The 2,811-nt window shown below is 37.0% G+C and carries 1 protein-coding gene; it reads left to right on the forward strand.

The features are described 5' to 3' along the window. The first annotated feature begins 392 nt into the window (after positions 1 to 392). On the forward strand, positions 393 to 1,808 hold the full coding sequence (locus AAEY62_RS19920) for an alanine/glycine:cation symporter family protein (protein WP_024591297.1): 1,416 nt from the start codon (positions 393 to 395) through the stop codon (positions 1,806 to 1,808). Positions 1,809 to 2,811: the final 1,003 nt, after the last annotated feature.

Here is a 2,811-nt window from a genome sequence, read left to right on the forward strand (position 1 = left end):
ATATTGTTAAAGAACGTTTTGAGTCGCTTTAGCGTCTCAAGGGATGCGAATAATACACCCTTTATTTTTCGAGTCAATACTTAGTTTTAAACTTTCTTTCGACAATTTAAAACCGAAGTTTTATTTAACTCTCTGAGTATTTCGTGCCTCGCTATGCTTCAGCGTTTCCCGTCTCAGTGGGGTCGCATTATAGGGAGCGGCGGATTTTACGCAAGCGTTATTTTCATTAAATAGTAATTAAAATTAAGCCCCAAGCAAGCACACACGATAAGCACAAGTTACCCACAAAACCCTGTTGATAACTCTGTTTTTGAACTTTAAAACTAAACACTTTTATCCTGATGTGATAAGTTGCGGTCACTTTTTTTAACTCATGTATTTAGGCAGTATCCATGACAGACATAATAAACAGTATAAGTGCCCTTCTATGGGGCCAAGTTCTCGTCTACTTATTAATAGCAGCAGGCCTCTTTTTTACTTTTCGACTAGGCTTTATTCAGTTTGTGCAATTTCCACATATGTTCAAAGTTATGTTTGGCTCTCGTAAATGTGCCGATAACGAAATTTCATCCTTTCAGGCTTTTTGTACTTCGTTAGCTGCACGCGTTGGTACAGGTAATATGGCTGGTGTTGCTGTTGCCTTATACCTAGGTGGGCCAGGTGCTATTTTTTGGATGTGGCTTATTGCATTAATAGGTATGGCTACAAGCTTTGCTGAAAGTACTTTGGCTCAGGCTTATAAAACAAAAGATGCTGAAGGCAATTTTAGAGGTGGCCCTGCTTATTATATGCAAAACGGTTTAGGTAAACGCTGGATGGGGACTTTATTCTCGTTATGCTTAATTTTAGCCTTTGGTTTGGTATTTAACGCCGTACAGTCAAACTCTATTGCTGCAGCATTTGAAGTAGCATTTGATGTACCTAAGTATATAGTAGGCATTTGCTTGGTTATTGGCTCTGGTATTATTATTTTTGGTGGTTTGAAAACGATTTCTCGTTTTGCTGAAATGGTTGTCCCATTTATGGCATTAGCTTACTTGTTAGTGGCTCTTTATGTATGCGCTATTAACTTTACTGCATTACCTGATGTAATTGTACTTATAATAAAAAGTGCTTTTGGTATTGAACAAGCTGGTGCAGGTGCAATTGGTTATGGTGTTACACAAGCTATGATCCAAGGTATAAAGCGTGGCTTATTCTCAAACGAAGCTGGTATGGGTAGTGCAGCTAATGCTGCAGCCACTGCGACACCTTACCCTCCTCATCCAGCATCACAAGGTTATGTGCAAATGCTAGGTGTATTTATTGATACTATTGTTATTTGTACAGCGACTGCTTCTCTTATTTTACTATCGCAGCAATTAGTACCTGAATCTGGTGTTATGGGGATTGAACTTACACAAGCAGCATTACAAGAACATGTAGGCGACTGGGGTACTTACTTTATTGCCATTGCTATATTGTTTTTTGCTTTTACTTCTATTGTGGCTAATTACTCTTACGCTGAAACAAATTTAATGTTTTTAGAGCACAACTCTAATAAAGGTATGTTTATCTTTAGACTTGTTGTTTTAGGTATGGTGATGTTTGGTGCTGTTGGTGAGCTTGGTTTAATTTGGACGCTGGCAGATATATCAATGGGTTTAATGGCCATTGTAAACGTTATAGCGCTATTTATGCTTTCAGGTGTTGTTGTATGGCTCTCTAAAGATTACAACGAACAACGCAAAAAGGGCTTAATACCCACCTTTGACAAAAGTAAGCATCCTAAACTTGCTAAAGAGGTCGATCCCGAGGCCTGGAAATAAACAATAAACAGCGAGCTACGGCTCGCTTTTTTAGTTCTAAAAATAAAAAGTCCTGACACATAGCACTCAATCATTTATACGTAAAAGCTGTTACGGACGATAAGAACTGTATAGACATTATCTGATTATCAGCCTAGATAAGACAACCTACAAAAACAGATGTTTAATGCCCATAGCTCTGCATTATGTATAAGCACTTTATTGTTTACCTATTTGAAGTTCTCACCATAACTCTAGATTTACTCTTACCCGCGATTTTTAACTTCCAATGAGCATGTGTTAGCAACCAATTCGACAACTATACCAACCTGCATAAATCTCTGAGCAATTTAACGAATTAAATTGCACTATAACGTCGTTAAAAATTTTTATTTAGAACACTAGATACAAAAATTTTTGCCTAGATCTAGCGTAATTTCCTTAACCTTAAATAGACCCCATATATAAGCAGATTGGTATTACTTTATGCTACCAGCACATAGGTGTTTGAACTTTGCTTTCAAGGTTGTTTGCTCTCGAGGTGTAGATTGCTTTACTGTTTTGAATTTTTTAAAGCTAATGACCTACTTTACTGGTTGGTATCATAAGTCTATGACGCTTAGTTCAGTTCAAAGTGTATTCATTAGCATTAAGTACTCTGTGTCGCTAAGGGTTGCATGGCTGGTTTATTTGAGGCGTTATAGGATTGGGTTTGGAGATATTACATTATGCTTACTCATATATATCTTTAATACGATAGATATACAAACTCTTACTGAACTATCACACAACGCTATTATTGGGTAGACCATGCATAAAGTAGTGCATATCAAGATAATATAAATCATAGAAAACATAAAAATGATAAATCAGGATTTTTACTGGATGTTTTATAGATATTAGAAGGTTTATTAGATATTTTTTAAGCAGAGCGCTTAATAGATAGATGGTGCCCGAGGCCGGACTTGAACCGGCACGACTTGTTAGTCGAGGGATTTTAAATCCCTTGTGTCTACCAATTCCA

The sequence above is a fragment of the Pseudoalteromonas sp. GW168-MNA-CIBAN-0100 genome (assembly GCF_040309225.1).
In the GTDB taxonomy this organism is placed as follows: Bacteria; Pseudomonadota; Gammaproteobacteria; order Enterobacterales; family Alteromonadaceae; genus Pseudoalteromonas; species Pseudoalteromonas arctica.